14 protein-coding genes are annotated in these 13,486 nt (G+C 72.0%); 8 read left to right on the forward strand and 6 right to left on the reverse strand.

The features are described 5' to 3' along the window. Positions 1-96: 96 nt before the first annotated feature. From ACZ5CW_RS21050 to zapE, 4 genes are all read right to left on the reverse strand, one after another. Positions 97-963 carry a slipin family protein gene (locus ACZ5CW_RS21050; protein WP_468603474.1) on the reverse strand — a complete coding sequence of 289 codons (867 nt, stop codon included), beginning with the start codon at positions 961-963 and terminating at the stop codon, positions 97-99. Positions 964-1,117: 154 nt separating this feature from the next. Further along, positions 1,118-2,632: a SulP family inorganic anion transporter gene (locus ACZ5CW_RS21055; protein WP_468603476.1), complete on the reverse strand. Its 1,515-nt coding sequence runs from the start codon at positions 2,630-2,632 to the stop codon at positions 1,118-1,120. An 8-nt stretch (positions 2,633-2,640) separates the two neighbouring features. Continuing rightward, positions 2,641-3,219 (reverse strand): carbonic anhydrase, encoded by a 579-nt coding sequence (locus ACZ5CW_RS21060; protein ID WP_468603478.1) that lies wholly within the window; start codon positions 3,217-3,219, stop codon positions 2,641-2,643. Between the two features lie 678 nt (positions 3,220-3,897). Then, the gene (gene zapE / locus ACZ5CW_RS21065; protein WP_468603480.1) at positions 3,898-5,001 is read right to left on the reverse strand and encodes a cell division protein ZapE; all 1,104 of its coding nucleotides are present in this window, start codon (positions 4,999-5,001) and stop codon (positions 3,898-3,900) included. A gap of 37 nt (positions 5,002-5,038) precedes the next feature. Here zapE and ACZ5CW_RS21070 point away from each other — a divergent pair, with 37 nt between their 5' ends. The 8 genes from ACZ5CW_RS21070 to ACZ5CW_RS21105 all read left to right on the forward strand — a co-directional run bounded on the left by ACZ5CW_RS21070 (position 5,039) and on the right by ACZ5CW_RS21105 (position 12,461). Then, the gene (locus tag ACZ5CW_RS21070) at positions 5,039-5,899 is read left to right on the forward strand and encodes a pyrimidine reductase family protein (RefSeq protein WP_468603482.1); all 861 of its coding nucleotides are present in this window, start codon (positions 5,039-5,041) and stop codon (positions 5,897-5,899) included. 129 nt (positions 5,900-6,028) lie between these two features. After that, positions 6,029-6,502: an indole-3-glycerol phosphate synthase gene (locus tag ACZ5CW_RS21075; RefSeq protein ID WP_468603484.1), complete on the forward strand. Its 474-nt coding sequence runs from the start codon at positions 6,029-6,031 to the stop codon at positions 6,500-6,502. A 171-nt stretch (positions 6,503-6,673) separates the two neighbouring features. Next, positions 6,674-8,068, forward strand: a complete 1,395-nt coding sequence (gene murC, locus ACZ5CW_RS21080) for a UDP-N-acetylmuramate--L-alanine ligase (protein WP_468603486.1) — start codon at positions 6,674-6,676, stop codon at positions 8,066-8,068. A gap of 14 nt (positions 8,069-8,082) precedes the next feature. After that, positions 8,083-8,490: a peptide-methionine (R)-S-oxide reductase MsrB gene (msrB, locus tag ACZ5CW_RS21085; protein ID WP_468603488.1), complete on the forward strand. Its 408-nt coding sequence runs from the start codon at positions 8,083-8,085 to the stop codon at positions 8,488-8,490. A gap of 80 nt (positions 8,491-8,570) precedes the next feature. Next, on the forward strand, positions 8,571-9,860 hold the full coding sequence (locus tag ACZ5CW_RS21090) for a PP2C family protein-serine/threonine phosphatase (RefSeq protein WP_468603490.1): 1,290 nt from the start codon (positions 8,571-8,573) through the stop codon (positions 9,858-9,860). Positions 9,861-10,015: 155 nt separating this feature from the next. Further along, positions 10,016-11,146, forward strand: coding sequence for an ABC transporter ATP-binding protein (locus ACZ5CW_RS21095; RefSeq protein ID WP_468603492.1), 1,131 nt, complete (start codon positions 10,016-10,018; stop codon positions 11,144-11,146). After that, entirely contained in the window at positions 11,143-11,796 is a 654-nt protein-coding gene (locus tag ACZ5CW_RS21100; RefSeq protein WP_468603494.1) for an ABC transporter permease, read from the forward strand. Before ACZ5CW_RS21095 ends, ACZ5CW_RS21100 begins: the two co-directional genes overlap by 4 nt. Further along, entirely contained in the window at positions 11,793-12,461 is a 669-nt protein-coding gene (locus ACZ5CW_RS21105; protein ID WP_468603496.1) for an ABC transporter permease, read from the forward strand. Before ACZ5CW_RS21100 ends, ACZ5CW_RS21105 begins: the two co-directional genes overlap by 4 nt. A 3-nt stretch (positions 12,462-12,464) precedes the next feature. On the opposite strand, the gene ACZ5CW_RS21110 is transcribed toward ACZ5CW_RS21105, so the two are convergent. Together ACZ5CW_RS21110 and ACZ5CW_RS21115 are read right to left on the reverse strand one after the other, a co-directional pair. Then, positions 12,465-13,064 (reverse strand): GTP-binding protein, encoded by a 600-nt coding sequence (locus ACZ5CW_RS21110; protein ID WP_468603498.1) that lies wholly within the window; start codon positions 13,062-13,064, stop codon positions 12,465-12,467. Beyond that, positions 13,051-13,470, reverse strand: coding sequence for a DUF742 domain-containing protein (locus tag ACZ5CW_RS21115; protein ID WP_468603500.1), 420 nt, complete (start codon positions 13,468-13,470; stop codon positions 13,051-13,053). The genes ACZ5CW_RS21110 and ACZ5CW_RS21115 overlap by 14 nt, the downstream gene beginning before the upstream one ends. Between the last annotated feature and the right edge of the window lie 16 nt (positions 13,471-13,486).

Raw genomic sequence — 13,486 nt, forward strand, 5'->3', positions numbered from 1 at the left:
TAGCCCCCCCCCCCCTCCTCCCCCCCTCCCCCCCCCCCCCCCCTCCTCCCCCCCCCCCCCCCCCCCCCCCCCCCCGGGGGGGGGCCCCCCCATGCCCTAGCCGGAGCGCGCTCCTCCGTCACCGTTGGGCGTGGGCTGCTCGGCACGCGTTTCCGTGAGTGCGGCGGTTTCGCGCTGCTTGCCGTCCTCGTTCGCCACGGGCGGCTGGTTGCCCCTTTCCAGGAAGTGCAGCAGTTCCACCGGGATGGGCAGGACCAGCGTGGAGTTCTTCTCGGCCGACACCGCCATCACCGTCTGCAGCAGCCGCAGTTGAAGCGCCGCCGGGGTGCCGGACATCTGCTGGGCGGCCTCGGCGAGCTTCTTGGAGGCCTGCAGCTCGGCGTCGGCGTTGATGATGCGGGCCCGGCGCTCCCGGTCCGCCTCGGCCTGGCGGGCCATCGACCGCTTCATCGTGTCCGGCAGGGACACGTCCTTGATCTCCACCCGGTCGACCTGGATGCCCCAGCCGACGGCCGGGCTGTCGATCATCAGCTCCAGGCCCTGGTTGAGCTTCTCCCGGTTGGAGAGCAGATCGTCCAGGTCGCTCTTGCCGATGATCGAGCGCAGGGAGGTCTGCGCCATCTGCGAGACCGCGAACTTGTAGTCCTCGACCTTCACCAGGGCGCTCGCCGCGTCGATCACCCGGAAGTAGACCACCGCGTCCACGCGGACGGTCACGTTGTCGCGGGTGATGCCCTCCTGGGCGGGGATCGGCAGCGTGACGATCTGCATGTTGACCTTGTGCAGGTGGTCCACGAACGGGATCACCAGCGTGAGGCCCGGGGACCGTACGTCACCCGCGAGCCGGCCGAGCCGGAACAGGACGCCTCGTTCGTACTGTTTGACCACCCGGGCCGCCATCGACAGGTAGACGATGCCGACGCAGCCCGCCGCGGCGAGGGCGCCCAGCAGATCCTGGAGCATGGTGACCTCCTCACCCAGAGGCCGGTTCTGTCCGCTGCTGTAACGATATGCCCGGCTCGGGGTGGAAGCCATGGGCCGACCCGGTCGGCTGACAGGTGGCGGTACGGGCCCGGCGTCCGCTCTCGGTCGGTCCGGAGGGACGCCGGGCCGTGGGTCATGCGGCCGTCGCCTTCGCCGCCTCGCTTCTCCGCGCGGCCGGGACGGTGAGCTGCACCGGCTCGGTGCCCGCCGCGCTGTGGCGTTCGGCCCAGTTCTCCAGGGCCGTGCGGCAGGCGTGGTCGAGATGGTGGAGACCGGAGAGGTCGAGACGGACCGGGCGGTCCTGCGGGAGGGACTCCAGGCTGTCCAGGATCTTCGGCAGCCGCAGGAAGGTCGCGTTGCCCGAAAGGAACGCCTCGACCGGGCCCGCTCCCTTGTCGACGACCTCGAGCCGCACGTGCGAGGCCTCCCATGCCGTCTTGACCACCGCCAGCGCCAGACCGATCAGCACGCCCTCGAACATGCTGACCGCCACGATGGAGACGGCGGTGACGGACAGGACCAGCGCCTCGCCCCGGTTCTCCCGCCACAGCACGGCCAGCGCCCGGACCGGCACCAGCTTGGCGCCCGAGTGGACCAGGATGCCGGCGAGCGCCGGGATCGGGATGTAGGCGAGCACCTCGGGCAGCAGCGCGGCGAACAGCAGCAGCCACACGCCGTGCAGCACACGGGAGGCCTTCGTCCGGGCGCCCGCCTGGACATTGGCCGCGCTGCGCACGATCACCGCGGTCATCGGCAGCGCGCCCAGCAGCCCGCACACCGTGTTGCCGGCGCCCTGGGCGAGCAGTTCCCGGTCGTACTCGGTGCGCGGCCCGGAGTGCAGCCGGTCCACGGCCGCGGCGCTGAACAGCGACTCGGCGGACGCGATGAGCGTGAAGGCGACGACCGTGCCCAGGGCGCCGAAGCCGGCCAGTTCGCCGAAGGCGCCCAGCGGCGGCGGCTGGATCGAGTCCAGCAGGCCCTGCACCTCGACGGTGGCCACCGGCAGGTCCAGCGCGAACGCGGCCAGGGTGGCGAGACCGACCGCGGCCAGCGGGCCGGGCACCGTGCGCAGCTTCGCCGGGGCGTGCTTCCACAGGAGCAGCACCGCGATCGTGCCCGCGCAGATCGCGAGCGAGGCCAGCGCCCTGCCGGTGCCGAGGGCGTCCAGGAAGGTACCGGGCAGCTCGGCGATCTTGCGGAGGCCGGAGTCGGGGGCCTTCGCCGCCAGGGCCGGATAGAGCTGGCCGGCGATGAGGACCAGACCGATTCCGGCCAGCATGCCCTCGACGACGGAGACCGAGATGGCGCGGAAGTAGCGGCCCAGTTTCAGGGCGCCCATGGTCACCTGGAGCAGGCCGGTGGCCAGCACGATCGCGCCGAGTGCCGGCAGGCCGAACTCCTTGACCGCCTCGAAGACGAGCACGGTCATGCCGGCCGCGGGCCCGGACACCTGCAGGCTGCTGCCGCGCATCAGCCCGGTGACGAGGCCGCCCACGATGCCGGTGACCAGGCCGAGTTCGGCCGGGACCCCGGAGGCGACGGCCACGCCCACGCACAACGGGAGCGCGACCAGGAAGACGACGAGGGAGGCGGCGAAGTCCTGCCGGAGGTGGGGGAAGCGGGATATGGGGGTGCGGTTGCTGGTCATCGGCGCGCTCACAGGGACTCGAAGGTGTCGGTCTGCGGGCGGTGCGTCCGTACGGCGCCGGTGTGCACCTCGTAGTACCAGGCGTGCAGGCCCAGCTGACCCTGCGCCAGCTTTCGCTCGACGCACGGGTATGCGCGCAGCCGCAGCAGCTGGGTCAGGACGTGGCTCTGGACGCCCTCGGCGACCTCCGGGTCCTCGGCCTCGCCGGCCGGGCGTGGGGTGGCGTGCGCCAGCCAGTCGCGTACGGCGGGCACGGCGGTCAGGTCGTCGCCGCGCACCAGTGCGCCGACGGCTCCGCAGTGCGAGTGACCGCAGACGACGATGTCGCGGACGCCGAGCACCTCCACGGCGTACTCGATGGTGGCGGCCTCGCTGGTGGGGTGCTGCGAGGCGTAGGGCGGGACGATGTTGCCCGCGGTGCGCAGCTCGAACAGCTCGCCCGGACGGGCGCCGGTGATCAGCGCCGGGACGACCCGGGAGTCGGAGCAGGTGATGAAGAGAACCTGGGGGGACTGGCCTTCGGCGAGCTTGGCGAACTCCTCAGGGCGCTGTCCGAAGGTACGGGCGTTGTCGATGAGGGGCTGCATATGCGTGAGTTCCTCCTGGCGCGCCTGCCTGGCGCGTCGGACTTGAACGACATGTGTGGGGGGGGGAGAGAGACGGCCCCGCTGTCAGCAGCGGAAGACCTGAAGCACTGCCGGGGTATGGGCACTTGAGGCTCTGGGGGCGTGCGGGCGGGAGGCGTCGGAGGGCTCCGACGGGCCCGCTCCGGCCGCCCGGCCGGATATCAGCGGGTGTGCCTGGCTCCAACCAGAGGCGGGGCCGCGGTGTCGGTCGCGCAGGTGCGGGGCGCCCTGGGGTTCACCCGGACGGCCGGGGGCGCGGACGGTGTCCGCCTCCTCGCGCGACGGTTGCACGGAGGGGGCAATTCCGGTCTCGGTCTTGGCCACTGCCTGACCGAGAGTATGCGCGGATGCGAAGCGTCCCGTGGGGGTGAACAGCAGGAGCGTGAGCAGGGTCACGCCGAGGGGGACGAGCAGGGCTCGGGTTGTCTTTCCTCGGAACATGAGCCCCCCTCCGCGATGTTCATGTTTCTTGTCCGTACCAAGCGCTGGTCAATGAATGGTCAAGAAACACGTTAACCCTGCAAAGTCCTTTGCAGGGTTAACTACGCGTTAAGTGCGCAAGAGAGCGTGAAAAGTGCGGGTGGCGTGGCGTGAAATAGTCCTTGACCCGCCGAGGCCCGGTCGGCTGGTGACCGGCCGTCAGGAGCCGACGAGCCCCTTCGCGTCGCGGGCCAGGGCGGTGAGCCGGGATATCGCGCGGAAGTACTTCTTGCGGTAGCCGCCGTTCAGCATCTCCTCGCTGAACAGCTTGTCGAAGGGCAGGCCCGAGGCCAGCACCGGGACCTCGCGGTCGTAGAGCCGGTCCGCGAGCACCACCAGCCGGAGCGCCGTCGACTGGTCCGGCACCGGCTCCACGCCGGTGAGGCACACCGCCTTCAGTCCGTCGGTCAGCGCGCCGTACCGGCTCGGGTGCACCTTGGCCAGGTGCTCGAGCAGGTGCGGGAAGTCGTCCAGCGAGGCGCCCTCGGTGGCGTACGCCGCCTTGGCCACCTCCTCGTCGGTGAACGGGGCCGGCGCCTCGGGCAGACCCCGGTGGCGGTAGTCCTCGCCGTCGATGCGCAGGGCGCGGAAGTGGGCCGACAGTCCCTGGATCTCGCGCAGGAAGTCGGCGGCCGCGAACCGGCCCTCGCCCAGCTTGCCGGGCAGGGTGTTGGAGGTGGCGGCGAGCGCCACGCCCGCGTCGACCAGCTTGCCCAGCAGCGTCGACACCAGGACCGTGTCGCCGGGGTCGTCCAGCTCGAACTCGTCGATGCACAGCAGGCGGTGACCGCTGAGCGTCTGCACCGTCTGCTGGAAGCCGAGCGCGCCGACCAGGTTGGTCAGCTCCACGAAGGTGCCGAACGCCTTGAGCGCGGGCTCGGCCGGGGTCGCGTGCCACAGGGAGGCGAGCAGGTGGGTCTTGCCGACGCCGTAACCGCCGTCCAGGTAGACCCCGCGGGGGCCGGCCGGGGTCTTCGGCGCCTTGCCCCTGCCGAACCCGAAGAAGCCGCGCCTGCCCGCGCCGGAGGCGTGTGCCCCGCCGAGCCCGGCCGCGAAGCCTTCCAGCACCCGCACGGCCTCGGTCTGGCTGGGCTGGTTCGGGTCCGGGATGTAGGTGGAGAAGCGGACCGAGTCGAAGCGCGGCGGCGGCACCATCTCCGCGACCAGCCGGTCGGCGGGGACGTGCGGCTCGCGGGCGCACAGGGAGAGGGGGCCCGCGTCGGTCAGAGGGCTGGATCCGGGGGCGGAGAGGGAGGACGACACGATTACCCATGCTAAGCGCCGTGTCACACTGCACGACATGCGACGCCTGTTCCCTGTGACCGACGAAACAGCAGCCCAGGCCTCCCGAGGGGGCGGGGAGGCCCCCGGCGGGGGTGCGGAGGGCGAGGCGGTGAGCGGGGCCGGCCCGGGCACCGGGACCGGCCAGGACCATGAGTGGAGTCTCGCCGAGCTGGCCGCCGCCTATGCCTACCCGGAGCCCGTGCCGGGCCCCCCGCGGCCCTGGCTGCGGGCCAACATGGTGTCCTCCCTCGACGGCGCCGCCCAGCACGAGGGGCGCTCCCAGCCCATCTCCAGCGCCGCCGACATGCGTGTCTTCGGCACCCTGCGAGCGCTCGCGGACGTCGTCGTGGTGGGTGCGGAAACGGTCCGGCAGGAGGGGTACCGCCCCGCGAAGGCGCGAGCCGAGTTCGCCGGCGCCCGGAAGGCCGCGGGGCAGGGCCCGGCCCCCGCGATCGCCGTCGTCACCGCGAGCCTGGAGCTGGACTTCTCCCTGCCCCTGTTCACCTCGCCCCTGGTCCCCACCCTCGTCCTCACCGGTGCCGCCGCGGCCCCCGACCGGGTCGCCGCCGCCGAGCGGGCCGGTGCCCGCGTGGTGATCGCCGGTGAGGGGATGGGCGTCGAGCCCCCGCGCGCGGTACGCGCCCTCGCCGACCTCGGCCACACCCGGCTGCTCACCGAGGGCGGGCCCCGGCTGCTCGGCCAGCTGATCGCCGCGGAGGTGCTGGACGAGCTGTGCCTGACGGTCTCGCCGATGCTCACCGCGGGGGACGCGCAGCGCATCGCCGGGGGTCCGTCGGTCGCCGTTCCGCGCCGGTTCGACCTCGTGTCCCTCCTCGAGGAGGACGGATTTCTGTTCGGTCGTTACCGTCGGTCCTGACATGGGCGGAATCTACCGTTCCGTTTAGCTTCCGGCGGGCAAACTTAGTCCGCAGTACCCGTGCGATCACGGGGAAGGATGGTTTCCGCAGGGGCCTTGTCCGGGCCCACGGAGGAGAAGAGGCGCCTGGTGTTCACAAGCGTGCTGATGATCGAGAAGGCCTTGACGTCCGCCGACGTGGAGTTCGTCACCACCTTGCACGGGGACGAGCCGGTCTCCTTCCACGTACTGCTCCAGCCGCGCGGCGACCAGGCGGACCGGCTGCTGCGGGCCATCGACGACATCGCGCTCGGCGAACTCGACGACGCCGTCCGTGAAGGAGGGGTCCCCGAGGGTGAGGAGGCCAGGAGTGTGGGGCAGCAGGCCCTCGACGTCTCGTTGCAGGCGTTGCGCTCCTCGGGGAGCCGGGCGGAGGGGCGGCTGGTCGAGGATCACCCCTTGGACGCGCTGAAGGCGCTGGTCGCCGAGGTGGACGCCGACGAGGTGATCGTGCTGACCGATCCGCACTATGTGGAGGAGTTCTTCCACCGCGACTGGGCCTCGAGGGCCAGGCACAAGGTCGGTGTGCCGGTGCTGAAGCTGTTCTCGCACAGCAAGGCGTGACGGCTGCGGGGTGTGCGGTGCGTGCGCCGGTGCCGGAGCGGGGCCGTCGTGGTTTCTCGCGCGGTTCCCCGCGCTGCCGACTCGGTGGCCCCCGCGCCCCTTGCGAGGCGACGGCGTGCGAGCGCATAGGCTAAGGCCTGCTCTGGCTCGTACCGTCCCTGGGAGAAACGCATGGCACCCGGCCTTCCTACCGCCATGGACCGACCGCACTTCATCGGCATCGGCGGCGCCGGGATGTCGGGCATCGCCAAGATCCTCGCGCAGCGGGGGGCCGCCGTGGCCGGCAGTGATGCCAAGGAGTCGGCGACCGCTCAGGCGCTGCGGGCGCTCGGCGCCACCGTGCACATCGGGCATGCCGCCGAGCACCTCGCGGACGACGCGAGCTGTGTCGTGGTGTCGTCGGCGATCCGCGAGGACAACCCGGAGCTGGCCCGCGCCGCCGAGCTGGGCATTCCGGTGGTGCACCGCTCCGACGCGCTCGCCGCGCTGATGGAGGGGCTGCGCCCGATCGCCGTGGCCGGTACGCACGGCAAGACCACCACCACCTCGATGCTGGCGGTCTCGCTCGGCGAGCTGGGCCTGAAGCCGTCGTACGCGATCGGCGGCGACCTGGACGCGCCCGGCTCCAACGCACTGCACGGCGAGGGCGACATCTTCGTCGCCGAGGCCGACGAGTCGGACCGCAGCTTCCACAAGTACGCGCCCGACGTCGCCATCGTCCTCAACGTCGAGCTGGACCACCACGCCAACTACGCCTCGATGGACGAGATCTACGAGTCCTTCGAGACGTTCGTCGACCGCGTCACCGAGGGCGGCACGCTGGTCGTCTCCGCGGACCAGGAGGGCGCGCGCGAACTCACCCGGCGCGTTACGGGCCGCGAGGTGCGGGTGGTGACCTACGGGGAGGCGCAGGACGCCGACGTACGGGTGCTCTCGGTGGTGGCGCAGGGCCTCAAGAGCGAGGTGACGGTTCTGCTGGACGGGCGGGAACTCACCTTCACGGTCTCCGTCCCCGGCCGCCACTACGCCCTGAACGCCGTCGCCGCGCTCGCCGCCGGTGCCGCCCTCGGCATCCCGGCCGACCGCCTGGCCCCGGCGCTGGCCGCGTACACCGGCGTCAAGCGCCGGCTGCAGCTGAAGGGCGAGGCGGCGGGCGTCCAGGTGATCGACTCCTACGCCCACCACCCGACCGAGATGACCGCCGACCTGGAGGCCATGCGTGCCGCCGTCGGCGACTCCCGCATCCTCGTCGTCTTCCAGCCGCACCTGTTCTCCCGCACCCAGGAGCTGGGCAAGGAGATGGGCCAGGCGCTGGCGCTCGCGGACGCCTCGGTCGTGCTCGACATCTACCCGGCCCGCGAGGACCCGATCCCCGGGGTGACCAGCGAGCTGATCATCGAGGCCGCCCGCGCGGCGGGCGCCGACGTGACCGCCGTGCACGACAAGGCGGAGATTCCCGGGGTGATCGCGGGAATGGCGAAGCCCGGTGATCTCGTTCTCACCATGGGCGCGGGCGACGTGACCGACCTGGGCCCGCAGATCCTGGACCGCCTGTCGCAGCAGTAAAGGGGCTGAGGCTCATGTCGTACGACGTCGAGAAGCCGGACGAGCAGTGGCGCGCGGAGCTGACGCCGGCGGAGTACGCCGTGCTGCGCCAGGCCGGTACCGAGCCGGCCTTCACCGGTGAGTACACGGACACCAAGACCACGGGCGTCTACTCCTGTCGTGCCTGCGGTGCCGACCTGTTCACCTCCGACACCAAGTTCGAGTCGCACTGCGGCTGGCCGTCCTTCTACGACCCGAAGGACACCGACGCGGTGGAGTTGATCGCGGACCGTTCCCACGGCATGGTCCGGACCGAGGTGCGGTGCGCCCGCTGTGGCTCCCACCTCGGGCACGTGTTCGAGGGGGAGGGGTATCCGACCCCGACCGACCAGCGCTACTGCATCAACTCGATCTCGCTGCGGCTGGCCCCTGCCGAGGACTGACCGGTCCCGGGTGAGCACCCGGGACTGGTGGGGCAGATGTGGCTGATGCCCCACTTCCTCCCGTTTGAGATTCTGTGAGGGTGTGGGGTGTGGCGCGCTGGATCCGGTCCCGCCGCAGGCCCGTGCCCCTCGACGGCGGCCGCCGGGCGGACGGCGGTACCGGGCGGGCGGAGGAGCCCGCGGCGCGGCTGAGCGCGCTGGGGGCGGCCCTGGCCGCGATCGGCACCACCCTCGACGAGGCCACGACCTGCGCCGAGCTGACCCGGGCCGCCGTACGGCTGGCCGGCGGAACCGCCGCCGTCGTCCGCCGGGCCGGGCGCAGCGTCTCCGGGTACGAGGCGATCACCGGGGACCCCGAGCTGCTGCCCGACGCCGGGTGGGCCGCCGCCGTGGCCCGTGAGGCGTCCGTACCGGCGGTCGGCGCGCGCGCCGGGTCCTGGCCCGCACCCCTGGCCGGCAGCCGGGCGGGGGGCGCCCTGTGCCTGCCGCTGTCCAGCGAGCAGGAGGTGTACGGCGTCCTCGTGTGGGCGCGGGGCGAAGAGCCGCCACGCCGCCCCGAGGCCGAGCTGCTCGCCCTGCTCGCCGAGCGCGGCGCCTCCCACATCCGGCACGCCCGCGTCCACGAACGCGTCAGCCGCACCGCCGGCGATCTGCAGCGCGCCCTGCTCGCCGCCCCGGGCCGGCCGCACCCCAACCTGGACGTCGCCCTGCGCTACCTTCCCGTCGGCGGGAGCGCCCTGGTCGGCGGCGACTGGTGCGAGACCGTCCGGCTGCACTTCGGGCGGACCCTGCTGGTCGTCGGGGACGTGATGGGCCACGGCCTGGAAGCGGCCGTCGACATGAACGCCTACCGCTCCTCCCTGCGCTACATCGCCTCCGCCGACCTGCCCCCGCACCGCGTACTGCGGCAGATGGACGACATCGCCGCGGGGGAGGCGGAGCGCAGGCCCGCCACCTGTCTGCTCGCCCGCGTCGACCCCGGCCGGGGCCAGATGACACTGGCCAGCGCCGGCCATCTGCCACCCGTGCTCATCACCCGGGACGGCGCGGCCACGCTGCTGCCCGTCCCCGTCGGGCCGCCGCTGGGCACCGGACTCGGCGGGTACGAGTCGGCCACCCACGCGCTGGAGCCCGGCCAGACGCTCGTGCTGTTCACCGACGGCCTCGTGGAACACCGCGGTGAGGACATCGACCACTCCCTCGACCGCCTGGCCGCTCTCCGCTTCACGGGCGGCGACGGTGTCGAGGATGTCGAGGAGGTCCTGGAGACCATCGTGACCCGGCTGGACGCCCGGCACGCGGAGGACGACGTGGCGGTCCTCGCGGCACGGCCGCACCCGCGCAAGGAGGACGCGCCACCGGCGTTCTGAGACAACAGCCCCGTCCCGGGCGAGGCCCGGCCTCCCGTCTCCTGCCAAAGTGCTGAAACACTCGCGGTCTAGACTCTCACCGCAACGGCTCGCGCATCGACGACCGCGGCCGATAGTGGGCGGAACTCCGCCAAACCCGAAGGGCATTCGGCGTTTTGATACGGATAGATTCAGTCACGAAGCGGTATCCGGACGGCACGGTCGCGGTCGACCGGCTGTCGTTGGAGATACCGGACCGCGCGATCACCGTCCTCGTCGGGCCCTCGGGGTGTGGCAAGACGACGACCCTGCGGATGATCAACCGGATGGTGGAGCCCAGCGAGGGCAGCATCCTTCTCGACGGCCGGGACATCCGGCAGCAGCCGGTCAACACCCTGCGCCGCTCCATGGGTTACGTCATCCAGAACGCCGGGCTCTTCCAGCACCGCACCATCCTCGACAACGTCGCCACCGTCCCCCGTCTGCTCGGCTGGAGCAAGCAGAAGGCGCGGGCCCGGGCCGCGGAACTGATGGAGCGGGTCGGGCTCGACACCTCGCTGGCCAAGCGGTACCCGTACCAGCTCTCCGGCGGCCAGCAGCAGCGCGTCGGCGTGGCGCGGGCGCTCGCCGCCGACCCTCCGGTGCTGTTGATGGACGAGCCGTTCTCCGCCGTCGACCCCGTGGTCCGCAAGGGACTGCAGGACGAACTCCTGCGCATCCAGGACGAGCTGGGCAAGACCATCGTCTTCGTCACCCACGACATCGACGAGGCGATCAAGCTCGGCACGATGGTCGCCGTGCTGCGCACCGGCGGCCGGCTCGCCCAGTTCGCCCCGCCCGCCGAACTGCTGAGCGCGCCCGTCGACTCCTTCGTGGAGGACTTCCTCGGCGCCGACCGGGGCATCCGCCGGCTGTCCTTCTTCTCCGCCGAGGGACTCGAGTTGCAGACCGCGCCCGTCGTGGGGATCGACGCGGACGCCGAGAAGCTCGCCTCCCGGTCCACCGCCCCGTACCTCCTCGTCACCGACCTCGACGGCAGGCCGCTCGGCTGGAGCGAGCCGGACCGGCTCACCGCCGGCGCGATCGATCCGGAGCAACTCCTCGACCACGGGCGGCCGTTCGTGCCCGGCACCGACTCGCTGCGCACCGCGCTCGACGGGGCCGTGCTCTCGCCGACCGGATGGGCCGTCGCGGTGGACGGCGAGGGGCGTGCCGTCGGCGTCGTCTCCCAGCAGGTCATCGGCGAGGCGATCCGCGCCGCCCACGGCAGGGCGGCGGAGGACTCCGGCGTGAAGGCCGCCCGATGAACGGCTTCTTCGACCTCCCGAGCGACCTCCAGCACAGCTACCTCGGACTCGTCGGCCTGCATCTGCGCGAAGCCCTGCTGCCGGTGCTGGCCGGGCTGATCGTCTCCCTGCCCATCGCCCAGCTGTGCGTCCGCTTCCGCTGGATCTACCCGCCCGTCCTCGGCATCGCGACCGTGCTCTACGCCATCCCGTCGCTGGCCTTCTTCGTGGTGCTCATCGACTACTTCGGGCAGAGCGAGACCACCGTGATGATCCCGCTCGCGCTCTACAGCCTGGTGGTGCTCGTCCCGGCGATCGTCGACGGCGTCCGATCGGTGCCCCCGGAGACCCTGGCCGCCGCCCAGGCCATGGGCTTCGGAGCCGTACGCCGTTACTTCCAGATCCAGCTGCCCATCGCCGTACCCGCGATCATCGCCGGCCTCAGGGTGGCCACCGTGTCCAGCATCTCCCTGGTCAGCGTCGGCATGCTCATCGGCAACCAGGGCGCCCTCGGCAACATGCTCTACGACGCCCAGACCTACCACCGCCCCGCCCTGGCCGTGAACTCGGTCCTGACGATCGCGGTACTGGGCATCCTCGCCGACGGCGTACTGGTCCTCGTCCGCCTCCTCCTCACCCCCTGGATGCCGCGGAAGGGTGTCACCCGGTGAACGTCCTGAACTTCGCGCACGCCTTCTTCAGCGACGGCGCCCACTGGCACGGCTACGACGGCATCCCCACCCGGTTCACCGAGCACCTCAAGTACTCGCTGGAGGCGCTCGGCCTCGCCGCCGTGATCGGACTGCCCGTCGGCCTGGTCACCGGCCACTACGGGCGCGGCGGCAACGCGCTGGCGCTGATCGCCACCGCCGGCCGGGCCCTGCCCAGCTTCGGCCTGCTGGTGCTGATGTTCATCTGGATCGGGTTCGGCCTGACGCCGGTGATGATCCCGCTGGTCGTGCTCGCCGTACCGCCGATCCTGGTCACCACCTACGAGGCGGTCCGCTCCGTCGACCCGTCGCCGGTGGACGCCGCGCGCGGCATGGGGATGCCCGAGGCGCGCGTGCTGCTCCAGGTGGAGGTGCCGGTCGCGCTCCCGCTCATCCTGAGCGGCCTGCGCACGGCGGCCATCCAGATCGTCTCCACCGCCACCATCGCCGCCTACGTCAGCCTCGGCGGCCTCGGCCGGTACATCATCGACGGCCTCTACCAGAAGAACTACGAGAAGGTCGTCGGCGGGGCGACCCTGGTCGCCGGGCTCGCCCTCGCCACCCTCGTGGTGTTCTGGGCCGCGTCCCGGCTCGCGGTGTCGCCGGGGGTGCGCAGGAGCGGCTGACGGTCACGGTTCGGTGCGGGCCAGCGCCAGTTCGAGCACGACGAGCAGCGCGTCCCGCACCGAGCCCCGCTCGCGGGCGTCGAACACCACGACCGGCACACCGTCGGAGACGTCCAGCGCCCAGCGGACCTCCTCCAGGGAATGCTCCACCCTCCCGTCGAAGGCGTTGACCGCGACGGCGAACGGGATGTCCCTGTGCTCGAAGTAGTCGACGGCCGCGTAGCAGTCGTCCAGCCGGCGGGTGTCGACGATGACGAGACCGCCGACCGCACCCTCCACGATGTCGTCCCACATGAACCCGAACCGCTCCTGCCCGGGTGTGCCGAACAGATACAGCTTCAGCGTCGGGTCGATGGTGAGGCAGCCGAAGTCCATCGCCACGGTCGTCGTGGTCTTGTGCGGGGTGTGCGTGAGGTCGTCGACGCCGGCCGCGACCTCGGTGATCGACGCCTCGGTGGTCAGCGGCTCGATCTCCGAGATCGCGCCGACCGCGGTGGTCTTGCCCACGCCGAAGCCGCCCGCGATCACCATCTTCACCGGCAGCGGCGGCCGGACGGCACCGGGAGCGGCCGTGCCCCGGACGAGCGGTTCAGTCGGTGTCAATCGGTACCCCTCGGGAATCGGGGACGGCCCTGAGGCCATCGATGAGTCTGCGCAGGACGGACGCGTCGTGGGTGGCGTCGGTGTCCGGCAGGTACACCGCCAACAGGCCCGCCTCGCACAGGTCTTCGGCGAGGACGCGGACCACGTTGAGGTGCAGCCGCAGCCGGGCCGCGAGTTCCGCGAGGGACTGCGGCAGCCGGCACGCGGCGACGATGTCGTACTGCTCGAAGGAGAGCCGGCCGAGCGCGTCGAGACCGGCGGCGGTGGCCACCACCTGGGTCTCCAGCGGCATCGCCCGGCCGGAGGAGGCGTCCGCCACCCGGCCGGCGGTGACCAGGAACGGCCGTACGGCGGGGGCGGGGCCGACCGGGTCCGGGCCGCCCGGAGGCGGGGTGCCGTCCGCCATGGGAAGGGCTCTCCTC

Source organism: Streptomyces sp. NPDC031379, assembly GCF_055569615.1.

Bases quoted from the DNA above. Each gene is read 5' to 3' on its own strand.
- ACZ5CW_RS21050 (WP_468603474.1), bottom strand. From the start codon at position 963: ATGCTCCAGGATCTGCTGGGCGCCCTCGCCGCGGCGGGCTGCGTCGGC.
- ACZ5CW_RS21055 (WP_468603476.1), bottom strand. From the start codon at position 2,632: ATGACCAGCAACCGCACCCCCATATCCCGCTTCCCCCACCTCCGGCAG.
- ACZ5CW_RS21060 (WP_468603478.1), bottom strand. From the start codon at position 3,219: ATGCAGCCCCTCATCGACAACGCCCGTACCTTCGGACAGCGCCCTGAG.
- ACZ5CW_RS21070 (WP_468603482.1), top strand. From the start codon at position 5,039: ATGCGACGCCTGTTCCCTGTGACCGACGAAACAGCAGCCCAGGCCTCC.
- murC (WP_468603486.1), top strand. From the start codon at position 6,674: ATGGCACCCGGCCTTCCTACCGCCATGGACCGACCGCACTTCATCGGC.
- msrB (WP_468603488.1), top strand. From the start codon at position 8,083: ATGTCGTACGACGTCGAGAAGCCGGACGAGCAGTGGCGCGCGGAGCTG.
- ACZ5CW_RS21100 (WP_468603494.1), top strand. From the start codon at position 11,143: ATGAACGGCTTCTTCGACCTCCCGAGCGACCTCCAGCACAGCTACCTC.
- ACZ5CW_RS21115 (WP_468603500.1), bottom strand. From the start codon at position 13,470: ATGGCGGACGGCACCCCGCCTCCGGGCGGCCCGGACCCGGTCGGCCCC.